A 22157-nucleotide genomic window follows, 5' to 3' on the forward strand; every position below is an offset into this window, starting at 1 on the left:
TCTATTGCTTTACGGTTGTCAGTTCTTTGGCGAGAGCTGCGAAATTCATGGAAGAGTCTACTTCGTGCTCTCCGATTTGTATCTTACCGGATAGATTATTCTTTGTTAAATAGCTTTCGAATTCTGTTGCGCTTTTAATGATTCCGGATTTTTCCAGAGAATCAGACGCATCTTTTGAAGTGTCACCAGAAGAAAGGGTGAGAATCATTTTTATCACCTGATCGCTTTTTTTAGGTGATTCAGGTACCGCAGAAGTCTCATCAGAAGCTTGAGAGGGTCGTTGTGCATCCGCTAACGCTGCTTTTACATCTGCTAGCTGTTGCTGAAGTTCTGAAATCTCCTTATCCTTATGAGCGTTTCCTTTGCTCTCGGATGACAAGGGTGCAGTTGTGAAATACAAAACAGCTCCAGCTGTTAAGAATGCAATACCGATCAGTTGAAGGAATTGGCGAATCATATGCGTACACCTTTCGAGCGCAGCACAGAGCGGACCTCATCCTCTGTAAGGGAGGAACGTTTGGAAATCTCCTCAACTGGATATCCTTGTCCATGAAGCGCAGTAATCTGACTGATAATAATCGAATGCACCGGTTTTGTTGTCTCAATGGATCGCATGGGTTGTTTCATCGGTGTGGGATCTATCATCAGCTCTTCTTCAAGTGCTTTTAAACGTTTTTTTAAATGACTGGTTTCTTGATGCAGACTGATTGAAACCTGTTCGATCTCATGAGCACTGTTTGATTTAGTTCCAGCAAAGATGGAAACGATCAATGCAGTAATCCCGATAATCATAAGGGAAATAGGCAGTGACACAGATGCCCCCTCCTTGGTTAGTAAGTTTACTTAATCGTACCATATAGAAAACCAATTAGGGAATTTTGATTTCACGCTAGACAATCATTGGATTTATGATACAATAGAAAAGTCGTATAAATCATGCTCATAAATACTCTACTATCGCTGATGAGTGGGAGGGACAACAATGCGCGTAAATATTACACTTGCTTGCACTGAATGTGGTGAGCGTAACTATATCACAAAGAAAAACAAGCGTAACAATCCAGAACGTCTTGAAATGAAAAAATATTGCTCACGTGAAATGAAGCAAACGCTTCACCGTGAAACAAAATAATTGCTCATGCCAAAACCATTACGGTTTTGGTTTTTTCTTTCAATAGGAAGGGAAGAAAGTGAATGAGAAAAAAATTGTTGAGAAATGATCATCTAGTTAAATTAAAAGAAATGTCCGATGAAGAATATAAGGATAAGTCGTATCGTATCCGGAAGCGTTTCTTTGATACTGCAGAGTTTAAAGAAGCTGAAACTATAGCAATCACAGTATCACGTTCAACGGAAGTTGATACGAGAACGATTATAGAAGCTTGCTGGGAAGCAGGAAAAAACGTAGTCGTCCCGAAATGTAATACGAAGGATAAAACCATGATTTTCAGGTCTATTGATTCGTTTGAGCAATTAGAGACAGTTTATTTGGATCTACAAGAGCCTAATCCGTTAACTACAGAATGTGTGAGAAAAAAAGATATTGATCTAGTTATCGTCCCGGGTGTTGTATTCACTTTAGATGGATATCGCATAGGCTATGGAGGCGGCTATTACGATCGCTATCTGGACACTTTTTCCGGATCGACATTATCGCTTGCTTTTGAGCTGCAGCTTGCCGAGGAAATACCAATCGAAGAACATGATTTGCCTGTTGGAAAAATAATTACAGAAGAGCGTGAATTTCAATGCAGCAATCAGGTTTAACAGAGTTTTGGGATGTCATTAGACTTATGAAACGTTTTGGCGCATATATCTATACGGGTGACAGAAGGGCAGATATTCTGCTAATGCAGTCCGAATTAAAGGATTTATATGATGATGGACTCATATTGAAAGAAGATTATATCAGCGCATCATTACTCATACGGAATGAGTTGTCGAAGTGCATGTGAACAGCTGGAAAGCTGAAAAATCATTCTGATGAAATTGTGTTAAACTGAAACTTATGTGTGACTCAATACGTTATAATAAGGTAGATGGATGTTTATGATTTAGAAAGGAAGAGATGACATGACCAGATTTACCTGGCCGAAACACTCGGTACTTGTGATTGCAGTAATTGCAACCTGGCTAACTACCTACTTCGGCTATCTGACGAGCTTCAATATGAGTATAGACAACATGGTTCAACAACTGATCCTCTTTATAAACCCCCTCAGTTTCTTATTATTAGTGTATGGAGCAGCGCTTTTTATCAAAACACCGAAGCGCCGTAATGCCTACCTGATCACTGTGAGTTTGTTGACATCTATTGTTATGTTTGCGAATGCGGTATTTTATCGTTTCTTCAGCGATTTCATCACGATTCCTACGCTATTCCAAACAAATAACTTTGGAGATTTATCTTCATCAGTCATGGCCAATATTCATGGAACTGATATTTTCTTCTTTACTGATGTAATTATTGTTGCACTTGCTGTGAAATTTATACCTCTATCAACGGAGTCGGTACGTCAATTTAAAATGGGGCGCCGGATTTACTTCATCGCAACAGCAGCTTTGTTCATGGTCAACTTAGGTCTTGCCGAAGCGGAACGTCCGCAATTATTGACACGAAGTTTCGATCGAGAATTGCTCGTGAAAAACATCGGTACGTATAACTATCACATTTATGATTTGATCATTCAGTCGAAATCTCATGCGCAGCGAGTACTTGCTGACGGAAGTGAGCTTACGGAAGTAGAGAACTATGTTCATGCAAATCATAAAGAACCAAGCGTAGATATGTTTGAAGATGCAAAGGGTCGTAATATAATTATGATTTCACTGGAATCACTTCAAAGTTTTGTCATTAATCAGGAAATGGATGGGCATGTAATTACACCATTCCTGAACGAGTTGACAAAAGATAAGGATACCTTCTACTTTGATAATTTCTATCATCAGACCGGACTAGGAAAAACATCGGATGCGGAATTCATTACAGAAAACTCGATCTATCCTCGAAACGGCAGTGCTGTGTTCTTTACACATAGCGGCAATACGTATGATTCCATGTCAGAAAAACTTGCTGACAATGGATATTTCACGAACGTCATGCATGCGAATAATCGAAGTTTCTGGAACCGCGACATTATGTACAAAGCGCTTGGTATTGAAAAATTCTATGATGTTGAGAGTTATACCATTGAAGAAGGCCAGGCTGTAAACTGGGGAATGAAAGACATCCCATATTTTGAACAGTCTGTACAGATGATGAAAGAAATGCCTCAGCCGTTTTCTTCACGTTTGCTGACTTTGACAAATCACCACCCATTTGATTTGGATGATGAAGATATGTTGATACCACCCTATACTTCAAATTCGAAAACATTGAATAAATACTTCCAGACTTCGCGTTATTTGGATGAATCCATCAAAGTACTTTTCGAAGAACTGAAAAAGAACGATCTTTACGATAATTCCATTATTGTGATGTACGGAGATCACTATGGTATTTCAGAAAATCACAATAAAGCAATGAGTATGTATTTGAACAAAGAGATTACTCCTTTTGATAATACTGAGCTTCAGAAAGTCCCTTTCTTCATTCACATCCCTGGTAACGGTAAGGGGAAAGTGATGCATGAAGTAGCAGGGCAAATGGATATTCGACCAACTGTTCTAAACTTAGCCGGAATTGACACGAAAGAAGACATGCAATTTGGTTCTGATTTGTTTTCTAAGGAGCATGAAGACTTTGTCATATTTAGAGATGGAAGATTCGTCACGGATAAATATGTCTACGCACATGAAGTCTGCTATGATGCTGAAACTGGAGAACCCACTGATAAAGAGCTTTGCGCGCCTTATATAGAGCGGGCGAATAAGGAACTCGAGTACTCAGATTCTATTATCAATGGTGATTTATTACGATTTAAAGATGGCCAGAAAGATCATCAAGAAGCGGAAACTGAAATAAAAGGCAAATAGTAAAAGAAAACCCGATTGTGTGTCTACAATCGGGTTTTCTTTCTTTAATACTAAAAAAACGTCCTTTGCACTTAAGCAAAGGACGTTTTTTATTAATGCAATGACGGTGGATAGCCTTGGAAAACAATTGTTGCAATTGTAAAGCCACCAAAAATTACGGCTGCCAATAGGTTGAAGACGATACTGAGCAAGTTGCGCTCTTTGAACCCTTGTACGGTTCCAACTACAGCTAAAATTGCAATAAGACCAAAAATAACCATTAAAAGATTCATAAATGATGACACTCCTTTCAAAAAAGAACAGATGAATGCCTAGTTAGCAATACTCACCTTCTATTGTACTGTTTCAATAACGGTTTGTCGAGCTGTAAACGTGACGATTGTTTGAAATCTTTTCGAAGATTCCGTACTATAAAGGGGAGGAGGCGATTCCTATGAAGATAAAAACATTGCCACTAGGACCTATTCAAGCAAATTGTTATCTCATTAGCGATAGCAAAGGCAGTTGCCTAATAATAGATCCTGGGGAACAGCCAGAGAAAATTATAGAAGTAATCGAATCAGCCAGTTTGAAGCCATTAGCGATTTTATTGACCCATGCCCATTTTGACCATATAGGTGCGCTTGAGACGATCCGTAAAAAATACGGCATTCCAGTCTACATCCATAAAGACGAAAATCTTTGGTTACGCAGCCCCGAGTTAAATGGATCTGCGAAATACCCGATGTTGCCACCCGTCGTGTGCGGACTTGCGGATCACGTCATTGAGCGTGATGGTGTCATGCAGCTGGGGCCCTTTGAATTTGAAGTGCGTCATACGCCAGGTCATTCTCCAGGAAGCGTAAGCTACGTATTCCATGATGATCGTTTCGTAGTTGTCGGAGATACATTATTCCGTCAAGGCATTGGACGTACAGACCTGCCAGGTGGCAACACACATCAACTGCTGACAGCTATTGAGCAGCAATTGCTGTCTTTGGATGATGACTACAAAGTCTATCCAGGCCACGGCCCGAAAACAACACCTAAAGATGAGATGGATTCAAATCCATTTCTAAACGGATTTTAAAAAAAACAGCCGAATTTCGGCTGTTTTACTTTTAGTGACCTGCTCCTGGTACGTGAATGAATGTTGCATAGTACGTGAACCCAACTGTAAATATCATCAAGTACGCGCCGAACATATACAAGTACATTCTTTCCGTGAGTTTCATGTAGCCAAGCAACATGAAGAAAATAGTACTAGCGACAAATAGAAGTGCGACTTGGTTCATGTGACCAACAAAAAACATAACTGCGAAAATCCCTGTCCAGAAACCACACAGCTTGAACATATTATCCATAAGTGCGTCCCTCCTTACAACAATACAATAAACTCCTCTTTATTATATAGGATAGAGCTGTCAAAAGTAAACTCAAAGTAAAGGACACGTTGTGACAGATCGGTGATGTTTACGGAATACTAAAAGAATTGAATATGAATTTATATACGGCGTTGGGTATCCATAATGCTATTTTCACGCAAAGCATTCCCTTTTGTTGAAGCTGGTATTATACTATGGGCAAGACATAAAGCGGTCTTATGTTTTAAGAGAGAGGGGTGTGCATTGGAAACTCAAGAAAACGTAATTGAACAAAAATGTTTTCAATTATTGCAGAAAGCCATTGACGTGGATGCAACAGACGTTCATCTCGTTCCTACAGAAGAGGGCTATGGCTTATTTCACAAAAGAAGTACGAAGCTGGAACGGATCGGTAAACTCCCCCCACAGTTGGCGACCCGGATGATTTCATTTTATAAATTCCTTTCTTCCCTCGATATCAGTGACCGCCGAAAACCCCAAAGCGGTTCTTTCCACAAACAATTCAACAATAAGAATTACTCATTTCGAATTTCAACAATTCCATCCATACATCTTCACGAGAGTGCAGTTATCCGAATTCAACAACATGACCGAGTTGTTCCGCTTGATCAGTTATGCTTGGATCCTTCCTGGGCAGACATGCTGAAACAGTCGATTACTCAGCGACAAGGACTTTTCATGATCACCGGTCCGACAGGCTCTGGCAAGACCACAACTATCTATTCGTTAACATCACATTGTGTCAATGAGTTGGATCGACATGTGATTACATTAGAAGACCCAGTTGAAAGTCCTCATAACCATTTATTGCAAATCCAAGTGAATGAACGCGCTGGAATGTCGTATGCCGCCGGACTCAAAGCGATTTTACGCCATTCGCCTGATGTGATCATGATTGGTGAAATCCGCGATGCAGAAACAGCAAAAATCGCTGTGCAAGCTTCATTGACAGGACATCTTGTTCTGACTACAGTCCATGCCAAAGACCCGCTAGGCTGTTTTTATAGGATGAGGGATTTCGGTATATCAGCAGAAGAACTTCGTCAAACAGCTGTTTGTATTTCCGCCCAGCGGCTTATTCGTAAATCTGACGGAGAATTGGCTGCTGTATTTGAAATCTATCAAGGTGAAGAGTTGGAAGAACTTAAAAATTCGCTCAGTAATAACCAACCTATTTCTCTTTATGAAGAAGGGAGAGTCGAAACCCTTGCGAGAAAGTACAGCAGCTCCAGTTCCACTCCGTGAACGTTGGTATTCAAGGAAAAAGGCGCGATTATATGTCCTGACTGACAAGTCGATGTTTTTATTGAGAGTATCTGAATTGCTCCAGGAAGGCTACACGATCCATGAATGTTTTTCGCTATTGCTACCTCATCATAGTAAAAATAGTTTAAGTCTAATAATGAAAGTGGAAGACATTTTCAGGGAAGGTGCTAATGTTTCCGAGGTATTGAGAGCGCTCGGTTTCCCGGATAGGATTTTGTTGTCTATCGAGCTATCCGAGAGTGATGGAAGATTAGCGGATGCATTGAATGGTGCTTCCGTCCGGCTAAAAGCAGCGGAAGTGCGTAAGCAGAAATTCATTCAAGCTGCGACCTATCCAGTGGTGCTCATGTTTGCCATGGCACTGCTGTTAATCGCTTTTAAAATCTACTTTTTACCAAACTTTGAAGCGCTGGCAACCTCGCGCTCCTCGGTGACTCAAGGGATTGAAAAGTACTTACCGCATATTGTTGCGAAAGCCCCTGATTTTCTTTTGGGTGCACTTGGAGTAGGCGGCTTCCTTTTCGTAACGGGTAGATTCTATTTGAGACGATTGCATCCTGAAGTGAAAATAAAGAAAGTGTTAGCGGTACCCATTGTTGGAGAGATGTATAGCAGTGCATGGACCCGGCTTTTTGCTTCTGAGACTGGTAATTTGCTCATAGCAGGAAATACCATACAGGAGGCCATGCTCATTTTAATACGACAGAAAACGGATCCTATTCTAGCGCAAATTGCACTTTCCATTCATAAGCAAGCGAGCAAAGGCGAACCTTTTCACATAGCGATCGATTTTACGGATGGGCTCACCCGTGAGTTGTCATTCTTCGCAAAGCATGGTTCGGATAGTGGCCATTTAGCTAAAGAGTTATTACTTTATAGCGAACAGTTGGGAAATGAAATCGATCGGAAAGTGAACAAGATGATGGCCATGTTACAACCTATTTTATTCGTTATTTTAGCGGTTTGTATAATTGCAGCATATTTAGCGCTTTTACTGCCCGTCTATGGAATGATAAAAAACATGTAAAAGGAGCAGATTCAATGAAATTCTTACGTAATGAGAAAGCGTTCACTTTGATTGAAATGATGATTGTCCTCTTAATAATATCCGTGCTTATTTTGGTGGCAATACCGAATGTGACCAAGCACTCGAAATCCATAGATGTAAAGGGATGCGATGCCTATTTGAAAATGGTGGAGGGACAAGTGCAAGCATATAAAATGGATACGAAAGGAATTCCAACGAGTTTGGCAGACTTAACTGCAAAAGGGTACTTGCCTGCAGAGCCGAAGTGTCCGGATGGGACCGAACTGACCATCAATGCAGAAGGAAAGGTGATTAATCCTAAAGCTGCTGCAGGAACTGAGTGATCACCATACAGGAACGAGGAATGACTTTTTTGGAATTGCTTCTAGTTCTTACAATAGTAGGAGTACTCACTGCGCTAGTCGTACCGGTGAGCAGCGGTTGGACAACTGTGCAATCGGAGCGGGATGGGCTCGAAGCCTTCAAGGCCACCATTCAGCACATGCAAGCCTATTCCATGGCTCACCAAACTACGACGTGGCTAAGTTTCACAAATGAGGGGAAATCGTATTCTGTGACCTACTCGGATAGTAATGAAAAAATTAAGACCGATTTTCCTCCATCCATAAAATTCGACAATACAAGTACATTGAAGAATATCAGTTTCATGGAAAATGGAAACATGTACAAAACAGGAACCATGAATTTTGAGACTTTCAGCGGATCGAAAAAAATAAAGTTCCAATTCCAAAGGGGGAGAATGCTGATCTATGAATGAGTCTGGTTACTCCTGGCCGGAAGCGATGTTGACGTTAACGATTATGGTGGTGATTTTCAGTACGCTATTGCCATTATCATTTCGGATGCTGTCTGGATTAGAACACAAAAAACACGAGATGAGAGCAAAAGAAACTTTGTATCAAGGGGCGCTCCTTTATAAGACTTATGGAATCAGTGAAGGCGTTCGTACCGAAGAGGGAATTGACTATGAATGGTCTGCGGAAAATGGTCAGCTGTGTGTCACATTCCCGTCGTCTTTTAGCACAGAAATGATTTGTACCCCATGAATTCAGTTCGTTGTGAGTCAGGCTATACTTTGCTCGAAAGTTTGTTACAACTAGTCATTGCGGCTGCATTCTTGCATCTCATCATCGTCTTTCTGCTTTATAAGGAATCTGCGTACCAACAATTGACAGATAGCGAAAGCACCGAATGGGAATTGTTTATGGTAGATCTGCAAGCGGATCTCTCAGCGGTGACTAGGATAGGGGTCAACTCTGATGGAACGGTTTTAACCGCGTATTCACTAAATCCATCAAATGATACCGAATATAGCAGCGTCGGAGGAGTGATTCGGCGTAGAGTCGCCAGTCAAGGGCATGTTCCGCTGCTCACAAACGTTAAAAAAGTGAAATTTATCGATGAAGGTCCATTACTAGTAGTCTCTGTAATGCTTCTAGACGGTACTGAACGTCAAAGGAGGGTTGCAGTTGGACTTCGTGAAAAATGAACGCGGAGTGGCTCTGGTAATGGCGCTTGCATTTTTATTTTTCGTCTCCCTCTTTCTTTTTACATTCGTTTCATGGCATAGTAGTTTATATGGAACTTATGATTCGCTGGGAACTTTTTACGAGAAGTCAGCGATAACTATAATGCAGAGCGGATGATTTTATGAACAAAGTATACCTAGTTGGATTCATGGGATGTGGGAAGAGTGCAATCGGCAAAAGGTTGAGTTTTTTTACCAAGCTCCCTTTTTATGACATGGATCATGAAATCGTACAAAAAACGGGTATGACAATCCCGCAAATATTTGCAACTTACGGTGAAGAGAGATTTCGTGATATGGAGACGGAATTCCTTCAGACATTTCGAGACGAAAAGTGTATTATTGCAACGGGTGGCGGCGTCGCCATGCGTAAGGAAAATCGGAAGCTCATGCGCGATAGTGGACTTGTCTTTTTCCTGGACGCCCCTTTTCGAGACATATGGCGCCGTATAGCGACAGATAAAAACAGACCGATCGTCCAGCGTTCAACACGTTCTGAAATTGAAAAACTTTATCAAAAACGGTACGATGCGTATAAAGAATCTGCGCATTTCGTTGTCCAGACACGACAGCGCTCACTCAGCAAAGTCACGGAATACATCGCTTTTCAAATGGAACGCTTGTCTGGTAACTCCAATTTGATCCCTGTTCATCGGGAGACGTCGAAAAACACCCAAAAATAATTGCACTTCAATCGTCAAACTGGTAAGATAGGTTCGATAGATGTTAGTTTTCCGAATCTTGAACTATTTCGAGTGAATTGAATAGTGCGGATGAATACATGGGGAGAGAGCGCTATAAGCGCCGCCGAAGGAGCAAGTGATCACGTCATGAATCTCTCAGGCAAAAAGACTCATGTTGGACGCATCTCTGAACAGTGTCGGACTAAGCTGACCACTGAAATTTGTTTCCGCTATGCGGAGCATTCAGTTGAATGGACAGGGGCTCTCTTTTAATAAAAGGGGGGCCTTTTTCTTTTTTTTGAAGATGAATGGGGGAGAATGGGTTGTCAGTATCATTGAAACGAACACCACTTTTTGAAAGCTACATACCTTATAATGGAAAAACCATCGATTTCGGTGGCTGGGAGTTACCGGTACAATTTTCAGGCATCAAAGCGGAACATGAGGCTGTCCGAACAGCTGCTGGACTCTTCGATGTATCCCATATGGGAGAAGTCGTTGTCAGTGGAGAAGGCGCACTTGCTTTCTTGCAAAAACTCATGACGAACGACGTTTCTAAATTAGTCGTTGGGCAAGCTCAGTATACCGCTATGTGTTACGAAGACGGAGGCACAATCGACGATTTGTTAATCTATAAACGGAGTGATAATGACTTCCTATTAGTCGTAAATGCTTCCAATATTGAAAAAGATGTCGGCTGGATGAAGCAGCAAGCAGGCAACGATGTTAAAATTGACAATCAATCAGAAAGCTGGTCATTGTTAGCGTTGCAAGGACCGAAAGCAGAAATGATATTACAGCGTCTGACAGATGAACCATTGGAAAAAATCAGATTCTTCCGTTTTAAGGACGATGTGAAAGTGGCTGGCGAAAAAACACTTCTCTCCCGAACAGGCTACACTGGAGAAAACGGATTTGAAATCTATTGTGCACCAGAAGCGGCAGTGAAGCTGTGGGATGCAATTTTAACTGAAGGCAAAGAAGACGGCCTCTTACCTTCAGGCTTAGGTGCTCGCGACACACTTCGTTTCGAAGCGGGTCTGCCATTGTATGGTCAGGAATTGTCGAAAGACATTTCTCCCCTGGAAGCAGGGCTTGGTTTTGTGGTGAAACTGAAAAAGGAAGAAGACTTCCTTGGGAAATCCGCGTTGGCTGCTCAGAAAAATGATGGGATTCCTCGTAAATTGGTGGGGATCGAGATGATCGATAAAGGAATTCCACGAACGGGCTATCCTGTGTACCACAACGACGAGTTGGTCGGTGAAGTTACGACTGGGACGCAATCCCCAACTTTGAAAAAGAACATCGGCTTTGCTTTAGTGAACCGGGATATTTCTGAATTGGGAACGGGACTTGAAGTGGAAGTCAGAAACAAAAGGCTGAAAGCTAGAATTATTGAAACACCATTCTATAAACGCTCATGAAGTGAAGCGGAAAAAATTTCCGTACAAAGGGAAAGAGGGGAACTGATTATGATGCATCGTTATATGCCAATGACAGAAGCTGATCGTGAAGAAATGTTGAACGTGATCGGAATTTCATCCGTGGACGAGCTTTTCTCAGACATACCTGAAAGTGTTCGCTTTACTAGGGATTTAGCAATAAAGGAAGCGAAGTCCGAATCTGCATTACTGAAAGAACTTTCACGAGTTGCTGCAAAAAATGCTGATTCCAAACAATACGCATCTTTTCTTGGAGCAGGGGTTTATGATCACTACAAACCGATTATTGTCGATCATGTAATTTCCAGATCGGAATTCTACACAGCCTATACACCATATCAGCCGGAAATTTCCCAAGGGGAACTTCAAGCGATCTTTGAATTCCAAACGATGATTTGTGAATTGACAGGGATGGATCTTGCAAACTCCTCAATGTATGATGGAGGGACTGCGCTTGCAGAAGCGGGAACGCTTGCAGCGGGACATACGAAACGCAAGAAGCTGCTCATTTCAGAAACGGTACATCCTGAATCCCGCGATGTCGTCCGCTCTTATGCGGATGGCCAGCTGATTGAAGTAATCACGATTCCACAGAAAGATGGCATGACGGATATTGAAGAATTAAAGAACTTGCTAGCTGATGATACGGCTGCTGTCCTTGTTCAATATCCGAACTTTCTTGGTCAAGTGGAAGAATTGCAGGAAATCGGTGAGTTAGCACATGATCACGGAGCATTGTTTGTCGTTTCGTCCAATCCATTGGCTCTTGGCATTTTAACCCCTCCTGGAAAACTTGGAGCAGATATTACGGTTGGAGATGCACAACCTTTTGGCATTCCAGAACAGTTCGGTGGACCGCACTGTGGATATTTTGCAGTGACGAAGAAATTGATGCGTAAAGTTCCAGGGCGTCTTGTTGGTGAAACGACAGATGAACAAGGACGCCGCGGGTATGTCCTCACATTGCAAGCACGCGAACAGCACATTCGTCGCGATAAAGCCACATCGAATATTTGTTCAAACCAAGCATTGAATGCCCTTGCAGCATCTGTTGCAATGACGGCCCTCGGAAAAACAGGTGCGCGTGAAATTGCTTATCAAAATTATGCAAAGACCCATTATGCTAAGCAAGCGTTCGAGAATGCCGGATTCACTGTTCTTGGTGGGAATAAGCACTTTAACGAAATCGTAGTCGATTGCAAACGTCCAGTTCAAGAGTTGAACAAACAATTGCTTGGACAAGGGATTATCGGTGGATATGACCTTAGTAAAACCTTCGAAGGAATGGAAAATCACGCATTGTTCGCAGTGACTGAGCAACGTACAAAAGAAGAGATTGATGCACTTGTGCAAGAAATGGAGGCCGTCCATGCATAACGAAAACCAACCACTCATTTTTGAAGTATCAAAACCTGGCCGTATTGGATACAGCCTAACTGAATTGGATGTTCCTGAAGTGGATTTGTCGGAATTGCTTCCTGATACAATGATCAGGAAGCAGGATGCAGAACTACCTGAGGTTTCTGAACTCGATATTATGCGGCACTATACTGCATTGTCGAATCGGAATCACGGTGTTGACACAGGGTTCTATCCGCTTGGCTCTTGTACAATGAAATACAATCCGAAAATAAACGAAGCGGTTGCGCGGATTCCAGGGTTTGCAAACATTCATCCTCTGCAAGACGAGTCCACTGTTCAAGGAGCAATGGAAATCGCTTACGACTTGCAGGAACATCTATGTGAAATAACAGGTATGGATGAGGTCACACTTCAACCTGCAGCTGGAGCGCATGGGGAATGGACTGCTTTGATGATGATCCGTGCATTCCACGAAGCCAATGGGGATACAGGGCGTACTAAAGTGCTTGTTCCTGACTCCGCGCATGGAACGAATCCTGCATCTGCAACAGTCGCCGGATTCGATACCATCACAGTGAATTCCGATGAAAACGGGCTCGTGGATATCGAGGACTTGAAAGCGAAAGTGGGAGATGATACGGCAGCTCTCATGCTGACGAACCCGAATACTCTTGGCCTGTTCGAAGAGCATATTATGGAAATGGCGAAGATCGTTCATGGTGTTGGCGGGAAGTTATACTACGATGGTGCCAACTTGAACGCAGTCATGTCCAAAGCAAGACCTGGAGATATGGGCTTTGACGCGGTTCACTTGAACTTACACAAAACATTCACGGGTCCACATGGCGGCGGCGGTCCTGGTTCAGGTCCGGTAGGCGTTAAAAAGGATCTTGCAGCCTTCTTGCCAAAGCCTGTTTTGGAAAAGCGCGATGACGTGTACACGTTCAACTATGACATTCCACAATCCATTGGTCGTGTGAAGCCGTTCTACGGGAATTTCGGAATTTACCTGCGCGCTTACACATATATCCGCTCGATGGGCCCGGATGGTTTGAAAGCAGTTACTGAAAATGCAGTTTTGAATGCAAACTACATGATGCGTCGTTTGGAACCGTATTTCGACCTTCCATACCGGCAGCATTGTAAGCACGAGTTTGTGTTATCGGGCCGCCGGCAGAAGAAACTCGGCGTCCGTACGCTCGATATGGCGAAACGCCTGCTCGATTTCGGTTTCCATCCGCCAACGGTCTACTTCCCGCTCAATGTTGAAGAAGGCATGATGATTGAGCCCACTGAAACAGAATCGAAAGAAACACTCGATTCCTTTATCGATGCGATGATCCAAATCGCTAAAGAAGTGGAAGAAAACCCTGAAATCGTTCAAGAAGCACCTCATACGACGGTCATCAGTCGTTTGGACGAAACGAAAGCAGCGCGAAAACCAGTGCTTCGTTACACGCCACAGACTGAAGAAGAATTAGTAAAAGCATAACAAAAGGACCGAAGCCTAAGGGCTTCGGTCCTTTTCATACCATTACTTTTTACTTTTCACTTTACCAGACCAAGTACGGAATCCGCCTTGTAAATGGTAAAGTTGCGTATAGTCCTTCTTTTTCAGGAATAAAGCTGTACGCGCGCTCTTCCCTCCATTTTGATCGTACAAGTAAACGGGTTTGTCAGCACGGATTTCTTTATACCGCTGTCGCAATTGAGTATAAGGGATATTGCGGGCACCAAGTATATGTCCTGCATCAAAATCTTTTGGTTCCCGTACATCGATCAGCTGCGCTTTCCGGTAACCTTCAATGAATTGCTCTTGAGTCAAATTCGTAACCGCTTTGCGTAGACGAAGAGCTGTAAAGACGAAATAAGCAATCATTACAACTAACAGTCCTATTAATACATACCAATTAGCATTCAAAACATCTTTCCCCTTTCTATCTCATTCTTCATTATAAGGATTAAGTGGCACATGTTCAATTGCAATGATAAAATTGAGTTCGTTAAGATGGGAAAGGCGGGGTGTAATGGAAAAAATGAAATGGAATTATATTCAGTCGGGGAAGTGTACACCATCCTTTAATATGGCATTGGACGAAGCACTGCTCGACTGGCATAGCAAAGGCGAGATCGGCCCGGTTCTTCGTTTTTACGAATGGGAACCTGCAACCCTCTCCATTGGTTATTTCCAAAGTGTGGCTAAGGAAATCGATATGGAAGCTGTGGAGCGGCATGGACTTGGATTCGTGCGGCGACCTACTGGGGGAAGGGGTGTGTTGCATGAACATGAACTTACATACAGTGTAATCGTTTCAGAAGACTATCCGGACATGCCTGAGACAGTGACTGAAGCTTATCGGGTCATTTCGGGTGGATTGCTTGAAGGATTCCGGAACCTCGGATTGGAAGCTTCTTTTTCGGTTCCTTCTGAACAAGTATCGGAACAGCTGAAACGTCCGAAAAGCGGAGTGTGTTTCGACACTTCCAGTTGGTATGAGCTTGTCGTGGAAGGGAAAAAAGTGGCGGGCAGTGCTCAAACACGTCAAAAAGGCGTGATTTTACAGCATGGAGCGATTTTACTCAGTTTGGACGAAGAAAAACTGGTGTCCCTCTTTAAATTCGCTTCAGAAGAAATCAGGGAACAAGTACGAAAAGGACTCCCGGAAAAAGCGGTCGCGATTGACCGGTTGACTGCTCGTGGCATCACGGTAGCAGATTGTTCTGAAGCCTTTTCTAAAGGATTTGAAAAAGCACTCAATCTCGAGCTGGTGCCCTACGTTCTCAGCCCGGAACAACTTAAGGTTGTCAGAGAAATTGAAGATCGGAAATACGCGAATGATGAATGGACATATCGAAAATGAAAAAGGAAGGCTCCCTGAAGAGGAAGCCTTCCTTTTTTCTTTATAGGTTCACAGTGCTCATTTCACTTTCCGGAGATAGAGGAGATGGATTCGTCAGGACTGCTTCACCATGTATTTCGATTTCACGCAATTTGTTGAAAGAAGCAATCGCGACTTCCACTTGATCATCATCGGGCTCTTTTGTTGTTAACAACTGGAGCCATAACCCTGGATAACCTAAGAAACGAAGTACTGGGACGCTGCGTACAGCATTCGTTAGTTGAAGCACTTCAAATGATACTCCGAGAACAACAGGGATCAGCAAAATCCGATTCACAATACGCAGCCAGAATGGATCAGTAGGCACTAGGAAATAAATGAACATCCCGACAATAACGGTGAATAATAAGAAACTGCTGCCACAACGATAATGCAATCGTGATTGAGCCTGTACATTCTCAACAGTCATTGGAAGGTCGTTTTCATATGCGTTAATGACTTTATGTTCCGCTCCATGATACTTGAAGACCCTTTTAATAAGAGGCGTCATCGAGATAAGGGATACGTAACTTAGTAAGAGAGTTAGTTTAAAAAATGTCTCCAACAGGATTTGTATAGTCTTTCCTGGGAAGATCGGATGGAAAAGCCCTGCAAGGAAAACTGGGAATAAGGTGAAAACGAACTTTCCAAAGACGAATGAGAGTACTCCGACTGCGGCTACTCCTAAAATCATAGTCAATTTAGAAGTATCTTCATCTGTTTTTTCAACTTCTTCACCAGGCATCACGTCGTAATGATCACTAGCGAATGTAAGATGTTTTGAGCCGAGCCCCGCAGATTCAATTAGGGCCACGATTCCTCTGACCAAAGGGATCTTTTTCAATTTTTGTCGGATAGGGCTGCTCTCTTTCAGTACGTGAAAATAATCAATCGTACCGTCTTTCCGACGAATTGCGGTTACTGTATGTTGTTTCCCTCCAAACATGACGCCCTCAATAAGAGCCTGACCGCCATAGGCAGGGGATTGCTGATTCTTTTCCATGTACAGCCCACACTTTCTTTATAAAATCTCAATTTTGTATCATCAATGTTTTTATTGTACAGGAAATCAAGTGATTGCTCCACCATCACGTTTAAAATCTTGAGATCGGTCGACACTTTAAGCAGGAGGGGACAACTATGCATAAACCTACACTTTTTTGGACAGCTTTAGTGGCTGGTTTACTAACCGCACTGAGTCTGAAATTTCTCAAGGTATTTCATTTTGTGAAATGGTCACCAATTGGATGGTCCCGGAAATGGGATATCATGCCTAAGGAATCGCCGATTGTGAAATGGCTAGTACTTATTATCGTTTTAGGCCTTGTATTCATCGCCCTTTACAGTGTTCTTCAGTTCACCATAAAAATACCTCCATCAATCACATCGATTGGGCTGGCTGTTATATTGGTTTGTGCAGTGGAATGGACGATTTCAAGACCTGTTTCTGTCGGATCTGCTTTTAAGTCAGTTTCGATCCCTTTTCTTTGTCTTATCGCCATGATTACTAGGTTTGTCGTCGGAACTGCAGTTTTTATGAAAACTGAGCTGCCAAAGAAAGCGAAATAGGTTACCTCGTCTAAATGTTATGATAAAATAGAAAGGAAAATAGCTAGGGGTTGATGGACAATGGATTTGTTGCTGCTGAATGGTCCAAATTTGAATCGGTTAGGAAAACGGGAACCTGATATATATGGTCATGAAACGCTTGGGGATATTGAAACTCGCATCCACACGTTATGCATGGATCATAATGTCGGGTTATCGTGTTTTCAATCTAACCATGAGGGGGCATTGATTGACCGCATTCATCAAGCGGCAGACGAGGGTGTCTTTGGGATCGTCTTTAATCCAGGTGCCTTCACTCATACAAGTGTCGCTATTCGAGATGCGATAGCATCTGTGAATCTGCCAGTGGTGGAGGTACACATTTCGAATATACATAACCGAGAGTCATTCAGGCAGAACTCTATGCTTGCTCCAGTATGTGCCGGGCAGATTTCAGGATTAGGCACCGATGGATATGAGCTGGGCGCGCTTGCATTGATCCGTAGAATGGAGAGGGAAAGAGAGTAATGAAACTTACAAAACTTAGAGAAATATTGGCTGAAAAAGAATTGGATGCACTACTGGTTACTAGTGGTTACAATCGCCGTTATATGACTGGCTTTACAGGGACTGCCGGTGTCGCAATCATATCCAAGGACGATGCGGTATTCCTCACCGACTTCAGATATATGGAGCAGGCAGCGGAACAAATCAAAGACTTCCGGATCGTTCAGCATGAAAAAACAATCATTGAAGAGGTTGCTCAACAAGTCGTTCAAATGAAAGTGGACCGTCTCGGATTTGAAAAAGAAGATTTAACATTTGGTTTGTACGAACTATATAAAAGTAAAGTGGCAGCTGAACTCATTCCAACTTCCGGTCTTGTTGAAAAACTACGGATTATCAAGACGCCTGAAGAGTTGGCTGTGCTAAAGCAAGCAGCTAAAATAGCGGATGATGCTTTCACGCACATATGTGGATTCATCAAAGCAGGTATGACGGAACTTGAAGTATCGAATGAATTGGAGTTCTTCATGCGTAAGCAAGGTGCAGCTTCTTCGTCATTTGATACAATAGTCGCTTCGGGCATTCGTGGTGCACTTCCACACGGCGTAGCGACCGACAAAAAAATTCAATCCGGAGAACTCGTGACATTGGATTATGGTGCGTTGTATAATGGATACATCTCTGACATAACGCGAACAGTGGCTGTCGGTGAACCTTCGGAAAAAATGCGGGAAATCTATGAGATTACTCTTGCTGCGCAGAAACTTGCAGTTGAAGGCATCAAACCAGGGTTGACCGGTATACAAGCGGATGCGATTGCACGGGATTACATTGTTTCAAAAGGGTACGGAGACGCGTTCGGTCATTCCACAGGTCACGGAATCGGTCTGGAAGTCCACGAAGCTCCTGGGCTGTCTTTCCGTTCGGAAACAATTCTTGTACCGAACATGACAGTTACGGCTGAACCAGGCATCTATTTGCCTGGCATCGGAGGCGTAAGGATTGAAGACGATCTCGTAATTACGGAAAATGGATGTGAACGGTTGACTCACTCTACAAAAGAACTGCAAATTTTATAAGAGCTATTGGAGGAAACGGAATGATTTCAGTAAACGATTTTAAAACAGGTTTGACAATTGAAGTGGACGGCGATATTTGGCGTGTCATGGAATTCCAACACGTTAAACCGGGTAAAGGTGCCGCATTTGTACGATCGAAATTACGTAACTTACGTTCAGGGAACGTCAACGAGAAAACTTTCCGTGCAGGCGAAAAAGTAGCTAAAGCACAAATTGATAACAAACGCATGCAGTATCTATATGCTAACGGCGACGAGCATGTCTTCATGGATAATGAAAGTTTCGAACAAATCGAGCTGCCTACAAAGCAGATTGAAGAAGAATTGAACTATTTGAAAGAAAACATGGAAGTGCACGTTATTCAATACAAAGAAGAAGTTCTTGGTGTTGAAGTACCGTCAACAGTTGTACTGGAAGTAGCTGAAACTGAACCAGGTATTAAAGGAGACACTGCGAGTGGCGGATCGAAACCGGCAAAACTTGAAACAGGTCTTACTGTACAAGTGCCATTCTTCATCAACATTGGGGACAAACTCATCATCAATACAGAAGAAGGGGAATATGTGTCACGCGCATAATCTCTTTAACGTTGGAATTCAATATCAGTGACCAATAGAACGCTTGCCTATTCAAATCGAATAGGTAAGCGTTTTTCATATTGTCTGAAGCTCTTGCGTATAGTGAAACAGGAGGAGGATCGCCGGATGGAATTGAATGACTTACTGCGAATTGCCGGCATCGGACTGGTTATCGGTTGTTTGCACATTTTCTTCGAACAGACAGGGAAGAAAGAGTTCTCTTTTTTCTTATTTTTCATTGCGTATTTGTACATCGCAGTCGAAATGATCCGATTTTTAAAGATTTTCTTCACTGAGATTTCCGAGTTCTTCCAATGGCTTTCTTTGGCGATGTAATGGCGCTCCTTTTTCAATTGCTGGCTGTTTTCCTATTGCTGCTCATCATCCGTTTTGCTGTCCCGCAGTTACATCCGATCTTGTATAGTGCACTGTTTCTGTTCGTCCTTGCGTACATCATGATGACTGTGCTGATTCCGTTCATTAAAAAGTTGAGTGATATTTTTCATGGTGTCCCTGAGCCGTATGGGCGACTACTGCTAATTAGCGCATTCCTATTTTTCATTTCAGAAGCGATAACACAACATTTAGCTGAATCCGGATATCCGTCGCTTGCAAATTTAGCTCAATTTGTGGTCAAAATCGCCATCCTGTCCTTCTGGCTGCCTGAGCTTATCAATCTCATACAGACACTCACCGCGCTTATCTCGCCGTGAATGGGGGATGATCACCATACTCGATTTCTTTCAATCACTAATTAGTGGCTTGCTTTATAGCTTCATAGTAGTACTGATTATTGCGCTCATGGCAACCGTCTTGAACTATCTATTCCCTTCATTCTCTGAGTGGACGAAGCAATTACTTTATATTGTGATTGTTCTTGTCGTTTTACGGCCGGCGTTTGAGCAGCTTTTAATGATACAAAAACTCATGAAGTCGATTGCCATGTTGTTTGTTACGAGCTATCCCATTCTGACTGCTGGAATGGCGATTTCAGGAAATGCACTAAGTCTGCTCAACTTCCAACCAGCATTGTTATTGTTCGCAAATGGGGCTGTGTTTTTTGCGGATAGATTGTTGTTGCCTTTAGTCACTACGGCTTTGCTATTCGATATCGTTACCCGGTTGAATCCTCTTATTTCGTATTCCAAACTTTCGGACATGCTGAGGACAACACTGTTAGCAGTGGTTTCTTCAATTGTTGCGGCTTATTCAATTTTCATCACCGCTGGAGGCGCGGTTTCTTGGGGGATTTCTGAGGCGGCGAGTGAGCCGCTGAAAGAATTGATTCGACAGAACATCCCGTTCGTCGGGTCTTTCGTAACAGATAGCATGGGAGCTCTTGGACGCTATTCTTCCGGAGCTGGATTCATGGTCGGGGGGTGGCTGTTAATAACGTTATGGGGAATCGCCATCCTGCCAGTCGTACAAACCTTGGTCTTGGCCTTTCTGTACCGTTGGTGCGCTGCTCTTATAGAGCCGTTCACTTCATCGGAGCTCTCAGATGTTTTGGACGATATCGGCCGTTCGTTATTTGTGCTATGTGCCATTACATTTCTTATGATTTTCGCTTTCGTTTATACGGTCTTATTTTTTATCGTTTTCGTGAAACTTTCAATGAGGTGACTGAAAAAGGGGGGGACTTGAAATGACAAGTTTCTAATGGGTGTTGTTTTGATTTCGGTTCTCTCAGGGGTGTTGTCTATGATGCTGCCAGAAACCAGAAGGGAAGAATTCGGACACTTGGCCAAACTTGCTGCTGGTATGTGGCTACTGCTGAATATCTTTTCCTTTCTAAGGTTATAGGAAGAGAAAAACGTGCATACATTGTTTCATAGATGAACAGGCCCCCGGTCCTAAACAGACAGATGGAATGGTGATGTCATGCAAAAACCGACTGGGAAAATGCAAGTGATCCTATTCATGGGAATCACGGTTCTCGTATTCATCTTACTCAATCCACCCTGGAATTCAGAAGGAACGACGTCCGGGAAGTCTATCGAAAAGGAGGGGAGCACAGAAGCTGCCGAACTTGAATCCGCATTGAAAAAGATCGACGGAGTGGGAGAGGTTTCCATATACCTTCATCCACCAAAGGGAACTGAAGAAAAATCACCGCTTACTGATTACTTCACCAAGTCAGCGGACTCCAGCACAAACGAAGCGACCGGTGTACTTGTTGTGGCGGAAGGAGCCGGCAAGCCGGGCCTCAAATCTGAACTTACAAGGATATTGTCTGCTGTCCTTCAAGTACCAGAACATCGAATTGTTATCGTGGAAATGACCAAAAGGGGGAACTATGATGAGAACAAATAAACGCACAGTATGGTTTTTAACACTAATGAGCCTTGTTGCTGTCATCTCGATTTACTATATTAAAGAGAAAGCACCTATGCCATTCGACGGGATCTCCATATTTTCTAGTGATATGACTGAAACGGCTGAAGTTCCTAAAAAGGGTTCATCCGATAAGCAGACGCCTGTGTTTGCAACGTCATATGTATTTGAAGAGATGCGGATGGCTGTGCGTGATGAGCGTAGCAAACAATCGGAGCAACTGAATGCTAAGATGACGTCCCCTGACTATACAGCTGAAGAGAAAAACGAAGCATTCGAAGAAATGTCTGAACTTAACAAGCGAGATTCCGCGGAAGCGTTACTAGAATTACAAATCAAGGCGCTCGGTTATCCAGAAGCATTTGTCCGAACAGAAAACGGGGAAGTGAAGGTGACAGTGCTTTCAACAGAAGGACATTCCAAACAATTAGCTGACGAAATCACTCAATACGTTCTAGCAAGTTGGGATGATGCTAAAAAGGTACAAGTCGATTTCACAGGGAATCAGTAATCCGTTAAAGACCCAAAATCCGGGTCTTTTTTTCTATTTACAGTTTTTTTAGA

General features: G+C 42.8%; 31 protein-coding genes and 1 riboswitch. Of the genes, 25 read left to right on the top strand and 6 right to left on the bottom strand.

Annotation, left to right across the window (positions count from 1 at the left end; translation table 11 throughout):
• Position 1: 1 nt before the first annotated feature.
• Together ABE021_RS02860 and ABE021_RS02865 are read right to left on the bottom strand one after the other, a co-directional pair.
• Positions 2 to 457: a hypothetical protein gene (locus tag ABE021_RS02860; protein WP_430286652.1), complete on the bottom strand. Its 456-nt coding sequence runs from the start codon at positions 455 to 457 to the stop codon at positions 2 to 4.
• Complete coding sequence (locus tag ABE021_RS02865; RefSeq protein WP_430286654.1) at positions 454 to 813, bottom strand: hypothetical protein; 360 nt, start codon at positions 811 to 813, stop codon at positions 454 to 456. Before ABE021_RS02865 ends, ABE021_RS02860 begins: the two co-directional genes overlap by 4 nt.
• 169 nt (positions 814 to 982) lie before the next feature.
• Here ABE021_RS02865 and rpmG point away from each other — a divergent pair, with 169 nt between their 5' ends.
• The 4 genes from rpmG (at position 983) to ABE021_RS02885 (ending at position 3975) form a co-directional block, all read left to right on the top strand.
• Complete coding sequence (rpmG, locus tag ABE021_RS02870; protein WP_025784754.1) at positions 983 to 1132, top strand: 50S ribosomal protein L33; 150 nt, start codon at positions 983 to 985, stop codon at positions 1130 to 1132.
• Positions 1133 to 1194: 62 nt separating this feature from the next.
• Complete coding sequence (locus ABE021_RS02875) at positions 1195 to 1767, top strand: 5-formyltetrahydrofolate cyclo-ligase (protein ID WP_430286655.1); 573 nt, start codon at positions 1195 to 1197, stop codon at positions 1765 to 1767.
• Positions 1749 to 1955 carry a YqgQ family protein gene (locus ABE021_RS02880; RefSeq protein WP_430286656.1) on the top strand — a complete coding sequence of 69 codons (207 nt, stop codon included), beginning with the start codon at positions 1749 to 1751 and terminating at the stop codon, positions 1953 to 1955. Before ABE021_RS02875 ends, ABE021_RS02880 begins: the two co-directional genes overlap by 19 nt.
• Before the next feature lie 118 nt (positions 1956 to 2073).
• Positions 2074 to 3975 (top strand): LTA synthase family protein, encoded by a 1902-nt coding sequence (locus ABE021_RS02885; protein WP_430286657.1) that lies wholly within the window; start codon positions 2074 to 2076, stop codon positions 3973 to 3975.
• A gap of 92 nt (positions 3976 to 4067) precedes the next feature.
• Here ABE021_RS02885 and ABE021_RS02890 read toward each other — a convergent pair whose 3' ends face one another.
• Positions 4068 to 4247: a DUF2759 domain-containing protein gene (locus ABE021_RS02890; protein ID WP_025784750.1), complete on the bottom strand. Its 180-nt coding sequence runs from the start codon at positions 4245 to 4247 to the stop codon at positions 4068 to 4070.
• A gap of 161 nt (positions 4248 to 4408) precedes the next feature.
• On the opposite strand from ABE021_RS02890, the gene ABE021_RS02895 reads away from it, so the two are divergent.
• Positions 4409 to 5044, top strand: a complete 636-nt coding sequence (locus ABE021_RS02895; protein WP_430286658.1) for an MBL fold metallo-hydrolase — start codon at positions 4409 to 4411, stop codon at positions 5042 to 5044.
• Positions 5045 to 5075: 31 nt separating this feature from the next.
• Here ABE021_RS02895 and ABE021_RS02900 read toward each other — a convergent pair whose 3' ends face one another.
• Entirely contained in the window at positions 5076 to 5318 is a 243-nt protein-coding gene (locus tag ABE021_RS02900; protein WP_430286659.1) for a DUF2626 domain-containing protein, read from the bottom strand.
• 264 nt (positions 5319 to 5582) lie between these two features.
• On the opposite strand from ABE021_RS02900, the gene comGA reads away from it, so the two are divergent.
• The 10 genes from comGA (at position 5583) to gcvPB (ending at position 14160) form a co-directional block, all read left to right on the top strand.
• Positions 5583 to 6584, top strand: coding sequence for a competence type IV pilus ATPase ComGA (gene comGA / locus ABE021_RS02905; protein WP_430286660.1), 1002 nt, complete (start codon positions 5583 to 5585; stop codon positions 6582 to 6584).
• Entirely contained in the window at positions 6547 to 7632 is a 1086-nt protein-coding gene (comGB, locus tag ABE021_RS02910; protein ID WP_430286661.1) for a competence type IV pilus assembly protein ComGB, read from the top strand. Before comGA ends, comGB begins: the two co-directional genes overlap by 38 nt.
• Before the next feature lie 14 nt (positions 7633 to 7646).
• The gene (gene comGC, locus ABE021_RS02915; protein ID WP_430286662.1) at positions 7647 to 7976 is read left to right on the top strand and encodes a competence type IV pilus major pilin ComGC; all 330 of its coding nucleotides are present in this window, start codon (positions 7647 to 7649) and stop codon (positions 7974 to 7976) included.
• 20 nt (positions 7977 to 7996) lie between these two features.
• Positions 7997 to 8410, top strand: a complete 414-nt coding sequence (locus ABE021_RS02920) for a hypothetical protein (RefSeq protein ID WP_430286663.1) — start codon at positions 7997 to 7999, stop codon at positions 8408 to 8410.
• Complete coding sequence (locus ABE021_RS02925) at positions 8403 to 8699, top strand: hypothetical protein (protein ID WP_430286664.1); 297 nt, start codon at positions 8403 to 8405, stop codon at positions 8697 to 8699. Before ABE021_RS02920 ends, ABE021_RS02925 begins: the two co-directional genes overlap by 8 nt.
• On the top strand, positions 8696 to 9142 hold the full coding sequence (comGF, locus tag ABE021_RS02930) for a competence type IV pilus minor pilin ComGF (RefSeq protein ID WP_430286665.1): 447 nt from the start codon (positions 8696 to 8698) through the stop codon (positions 9140 to 9142). Before ABE021_RS02925 ends, comGF begins: the two co-directional genes overlap by 4 nt.
• Positions 9143 to 9303: 161 nt before the next feature.
• Positions 9304 to 9864 (top strand): shikimate kinase, encoded by a 561-nt coding sequence (locus ABE021_RS02935; RefSeq protein ID WP_430286666.1) that lies wholly within the window; start codon positions 9304 to 9306, stop codon positions 9862 to 9864.
• 90 nt (positions 9865 to 9954) lie between these two features.
• A riboswitch (glycine riboswitch) is annotated at positions 9955 to 10046 on the top strand.
• Between the two features lie 141 nt (positions 10047 to 10187).
• Positions 10188 to 11288, top strand: a complete 1101-nt coding sequence (gene gcvT / locus ABE021_RS02940; protein ID WP_430286667.1) for a glycine cleavage system aminomethyltransferase GcvT — start codon at positions 10188 to 10190, stop codon at positions 11286 to 11288.
• Between the two features lie 48 nt (positions 11289 to 11336).
• The gene (gene gcvPA, locus ABE021_RS02945; RefSeq protein ID WP_430286668.1) at positions 11337 to 12683 is read left to right on the top strand and encodes an aminomethyl-transferring glycine dehydrogenase subunit GcvPA; all 1347 of its coding nucleotides are present in this window, start codon (positions 11337 to 11339) and stop codon (positions 12681 to 12683) included.
• Positions 12676 to 14160, top strand: a complete 1485-nt coding sequence (gene gcvPB, locus ABE021_RS02950; protein WP_430286669.1) for an aminomethyl-transferring glycine dehydrogenase subunit GcvPB — start codon at positions 12676 to 12678, stop codon at positions 14158 to 14160. Before gcvPA ends, gcvPB begins: the two co-directional genes overlap by 8 nt.
• A gap of 42 nt (positions 14161 to 14202) precedes the next feature.
• On the opposite strand, the gene ABE021_RS02955 is transcribed toward gcvPB, so the two are convergent.
• Positions 14203 to 14547, bottom strand: coding sequence for a rhodanese-like domain-containing protein (locus tag ABE021_RS02955; protein WP_430286966.1), 345 nt, complete (start codon positions 14545 to 14547; stop codon positions 14203 to 14205).
• A 148-nt stretch (positions 14548 to 14695) separates the two neighbouring features.
• Between ABE021_RS02955 and ABE021_RS02960 the strand changes: the two genes are divergently transcribed.
• A complete protein-coding gene (locus ABE021_RS02960; protein ID WP_430286670.1) occupies positions 14696 to 15529 on the top strand; it encodes a lipoate--protein ligase family protein in 834 nt (277 codons plus the stop codon).
• A gap of 40 nt (positions 15530 to 15569) precedes the next feature.
• Here the strand turns inward: ABE021_RS02960 and ABE021_RS02965 are convergent, their stop codons facing one another.
• Positions 15570 to 16550, bottom strand: a complete 981-nt coding sequence (locus ABE021_RS02965; protein WP_430286671.1) for a DUF1385 domain-containing protein — start codon at positions 16548 to 16550, stop codon at positions 15570 to 15572.
• A 137-nt stretch (positions 16551 to 16687) separates the two neighbouring features.
• Here ABE021_RS02965 and ABE021_RS02970 point away from each other — a divergent pair, with 137 nt between their 5' ends.
• The 9 genes from ABE021_RS02970 (at position 16688) to ABE021_RS03010 (ending at position 22104) form a co-directional block, all read left to right on the top strand.
• Positions 16688 to 17116, top strand: a complete 429-nt coding sequence (locus ABE021_RS02970) for a hypothetical protein (RefSeq protein WP_430286672.1) — start codon at positions 16688 to 16690, stop codon at positions 17114 to 17116.
• Between the two features lie 60 nt (positions 17117 to 17176).
• Entirely contained in the window at positions 17177 to 17623 is a 447-nt protein-coding gene (gene aroQ / locus ABE021_RS02975; RefSeq protein ID WP_430286673.1) for a type II 3-dehydroquinate dehydratase, read from the top strand.
• Entirely contained in the window at positions 17623 to 18681 is a 1059-nt protein-coding gene (locus tag ABE021_RS02980; protein ID WP_430286674.1) for a M24 family metallopeptidase, read from the top strand. The genes aroQ and ABE021_RS02980 overlap by 1 nt, the downstream gene beginning before the upstream one ends.
• A gap of 20 nt (positions 18682 to 18701) precedes the next feature.
• Positions 18702 to 19259 carry an elongation factor P gene (efp, locus tag ABE021_RS02985; protein ID WP_430286675.1) on the top strand — a complete coding sequence of 186 codons (558 nt, stop codon included), beginning with the start codon at positions 18702 to 18704 and terminating at the stop codon, positions 19257 to 19259.
• 126 nt (positions 19260 to 19385) lie between these two features.
• Positions 19386 to 19595, top strand: coding sequence for a hypothetical protein (locus tag ABE021_RS02990; RefSeq protein WP_025784730.1), 210 nt, complete (start codon positions 19386 to 19388; stop codon positions 19593 to 19595).
• Positions 19574 to 19972, top strand: a complete 399-nt coding sequence (locus tag ABE021_RS02995) for a hypothetical protein (protein ID WP_430286676.1) — start codon at positions 19574 to 19576, stop codon at positions 19970 to 19972. The genes ABE021_RS02990 and ABE021_RS02995 overlap by 22 nt, the downstream gene beginning before the upstream one ends.
• A 7-nt stretch (positions 19973 to 19979) precedes the next feature.
• Positions 19980 to 20882, top strand: coding sequence for a stage III sporulation protein AE (locus tag ABE021_RS03000; protein WP_430286677.1), 903 nt, complete (start codon positions 19980 to 19982; stop codon positions 20880 to 20882).
• Positions 20883 to 21140: 258 nt separating this feature from the next.
• Positions 21141 to 21572, top strand: coding sequence for a hypothetical protein (locus ABE021_RS03005; protein ID WP_430286679.1), 432 nt, complete (start codon positions 21141 to 21143; stop codon positions 21570 to 21572).
• Positions 21559 to 22104 carry a SpoIIIAH-like family protein gene (locus ABE021_RS03010; protein ID WP_430286680.1) on the top strand — a complete coding sequence of 182 codons (546 nt, stop codon included), beginning with the start codon at positions 21559 to 21561 and terminating at the stop codon, positions 22102 to 22104. Before ABE021_RS03005 ends, ABE021_RS03010 begins: the two co-directional genes overlap by 14 nt.
• The last annotated feature ends 53 nt before the right edge of the window (positions 22105 to 22157 follow it).

Source organism: Sporosarcina gallistercoris, assembly GCF_050459885.1.
Taxonomy (GTDB): Bacteria; Bacillota; Bacilli; order Bacillales_A; family Planococcaceae; genus Sporosarcina; species Sporosarcina gallistercoris_A.

Coding starts and splice junctions, on each gene's coding strand:
- ABE021_RS02895 (WP_430286658.1), top strand. CDS start 4,409: ATGAAGATAAAAACATTGCCACTAGGACCTATTCAAGCAAATTGTTAT.
- ABE021_RS02890 (WP_025784750.1), bottom strand. CDS start 4,247: ATGAATCTTTTAATGGTTATTTTTGGTCTTATTGCAATTTTAGCTGTA.
- ABE021_RS02990 (WP_025784730.1), top strand. CDS start 19,386: ATGGAATTGAATGACTTACTGCGAATTGCCGGCATCGGACTGGTTATC.
- ABE021_RS02970 (WP_430286672.1), top strand. CDS start 16,688: ATGCATAAACCTACACTTTTTTGGACAGCTTTAGTGGCTGGTTTACTA.
- ABE021_RS02980 (WP_430286674.1), top strand. CDS start 17,623: ATGAAACTTACAAAACTTAGAGAAATATTGGCTGAAAAAGAATTGGAT.
- ABE021_RS02920 (WP_430286663.1), top strand. CDS start 7,997: ATGACTTTTTTGGAATTGCTTCTAGTTCTTACAATAGTAGGAGTACTC.
- ABE021_RS03000 (WP_430286677.1), top strand. CDS start 19,980: ATGATCACCATACTCGATTTCTTTCAATCACTAATTAGTGGCTTGCTT.
- ABE021_RS02995 (WP_430286676.1), top strand. CDS start 19,574: ATGGCTTTCTTTGGCGATGTAATGGCGCTCCTTTTTCAATTGCTGGCT.
- gcvPA (WP_430286668.1), top strand. CDS start 11,337: ATGATGCATCGTTATATGCCAATGACAGAAGCTGATCGTGAAGAAATG.
- aroQ (WP_430286673.1), top strand. CDS start 17,177: ATGGATTTGTTGCTGCTGAATGGTCCAAATTTGAATCGGTTAGGAAAA.
- ABE021_RS02965 (WP_430286671.1), bottom strand. CDS start 16,550: ATGGAAAAGAATCAGCAATCCCCTGCCTATGGCGGTCAGGCTCTTATT.
- comGC (WP_430286662.1), top strand. CDS start 7,647: ATGAAATTCTTACGTAATGAGAAAGCGTTCACTTTGATTGAAATGATG.
- ABE021_RS02935 (WP_430286666.1), top strand. CDS start 9,304: ATGAACAAAGTATACCTAGTTGGATTCATGGGATGTGGGAAGAGTGCA.
- ABE021_RS02860 (WP_430286652.1), bottom strand. CDS start 457: ATGATTCGCCAATTCCTTCAACTGATCGGTATTGCATTCTTAACAGCT.
- ABE021_RS02955 (WP_430286966.1), bottom strand. CDS start 14,547: ATGATTGCTTATTTCGTCTTTACAGCTCTTCGTCTACGCAAAGCGGTT.
- efp (WP_430286675.1), top strand. CDS start 18,702: ATGATTTCAGTAAACGATTTTAAAACAGGTTTGACAATTGAAGTGGAC.
- ABE021_RS02880 (WP_430286656.1), top strand. CDS start 1,749: ATGCAGCAATCAGGTTTAACAGAGTTTTGGGATGTCATTAGACTTATG.
- gcvPB (WP_430286669.1), top strand. CDS start 12,676: ATGCATAACGAAAACCAACCACTCATTTTTGAAGTATCAAAACCTGGC.
- comGF (WP_430286665.1), top strand. CDS start 8,696: ATGAATTCAGTTCGTTGTGAGTCAGGCTATACTTTGCTCGAAAGTTTG.
- ABE021_RS02885 (WP_430286657.1), top strand. CDS start 2,074: ATGACCAGATTTACCTGGCCGAAACACTCGGTACTTGTGATTGCAGTA.
- ABE021_RS03010 (WP_430286680.1), top strand. CDS start 21,559: ATGAGAACAAATAAACGCACAGTATGGTTTTTAACACTAATGAGCCTT.
- ABE021_RS02875 (WP_430286655.1), top strand. CDS start 1,195: ATGAGAAAAAAATTGTTGAGAAATGATCATCTAGTTAAATTAAAAGAA.
- rpmG (WP_025784754.1), top strand. CDS start 983: ATGCGCGTAAATATTACACTTGCTTGCACTGAATGTGGTGAGCGTAAC.
- ABE021_RS03005 (WP_430286679.1), top strand. CDS start 21,141: ATGCAAAAACCGACTGGGAAAATGCAAGTGATCCTATTCATGGGAATC.
- ABE021_RS02900 (WP_430286659.1), bottom strand. CDS start 5,318: ATGGATAATATGTTCAAGCTGTGTGGTTTCTGGACAGGGATTTTCGCA.
- ABE021_RS02960 (WP_430286670.1), top strand. CDS start 14,696: ATGGAAAAAATGAAATGGAATTATATTCAGTCGGGGAAGTGTACACCA.
- ABE021_RS02925 (WP_430286664.1), top strand. CDS start 8,403: ATGAATGAGTCTGGTTACTCCTGGCCGGAAGCGATGTTGACGTTAACG.